Source organism: Asaia sp. W19, assembly GCF_003994335.1.
Classification (GTDB): Bacteria; Pseudomonadota; Alphaproteobacteria; order Acetobacterales; family Acetobacteraceae; genus Asaia.
The window spans coordinates 1-878 of sequence record NZ_PNQZ01000226.1; the positions used below are offsets into that span (position 1 = coordinate 1).

General features: G+C 58.4%; 2 protein-coding genes. Both read left to right on the forward strand.

Going from position 1 to position 878, the window contains the following annotated elements:
• Positions 1 to 616: hypothetical protein (locus tag C0V97_RS18525; protein WP_158625478.1), on the forward strand; the 616-nt coding region annotated here is incomplete at its 5' end.
• A 9-nt stretch (positions 617 to 625) separates the two neighbouring features.
• Positions 626 to 878 (forward strand): DUF5309 family protein (locus C0V97_RS18205; RefSeq protein ID WP_199752053.1); only part of this gene is annotated, 253 nt, incomplete at its 3' end.

Sequence of the window (878 nt, forward strand, 5' to 3'; positions counted from 1 at the left end):
AGCTACGGCTCAAAAGGATCGCCTCGAAGCCGCCTACACTGAAATGTGGAAGCGCGCTGAGGAGCGCTACGCGCCCTACAAGGACCTCGACTGGCTTGCAATCAGCCGGGACCCTAATGTGGACCCTGAGACGTTCAAGCAGGTCCGCGCTGATGCTGAGGCAGCCTACAAGGACCTCGCGTTCCTCCACAGTGAGGTGAACGGGCGTCTGGAGGAAGCCCGCAAGGCCGCTGAGGATGCCCGTCAGGAGGCCGCAAAGGCCTGCGCTGCGGAACTTACCGACCCTATGAAGGGCATCAAGGACTTCCCCGCCGTTTACCCCAAGCTCGTTGAATTTGCCCGTAAGAGCGGCGTTGAAGGCATCGAGAATGTCACAGACCCGACGATGCTCCGCCTCCTCCACAAGGCATACCTCTACGATACCGGCAGCAAGACCGTGGATGCTCAGGTCCAGAAGGTCGTCAATAAGCCCAGCCGGGTGATCAAACCGGGCTCAGCCGGTTCAAATGCTGATGCGTCCGAGAAGGATGGCCTGAACAAGGCTCTGAAATCCCTTCGCGCAAACCCCACCGACCCTGACGCCATCACTGCGGCGTTCATGGCGAAACTTCACTAAGGTAGATATTTGACCACTGTTTCCTCCTTCGATGTTGTAGGCACCAAAGAAGATATCTCGGACGTTATCTCCAATATCGCTCCGACCGCTACGCCGTTCCAGTCGATGATCGGCGGCGATAAGTCCACTCAGAAGCTGTTCGAGTGGCAGGAAGATTCGCTGATGAACGTGGGCCAGAACCCCCAGGGCGAAGGGGCCAGCGCCCCGGCTGCACAGTTCAACCCGACTGTCATGCGCTCCAACACCACGCAGATTTTCACCA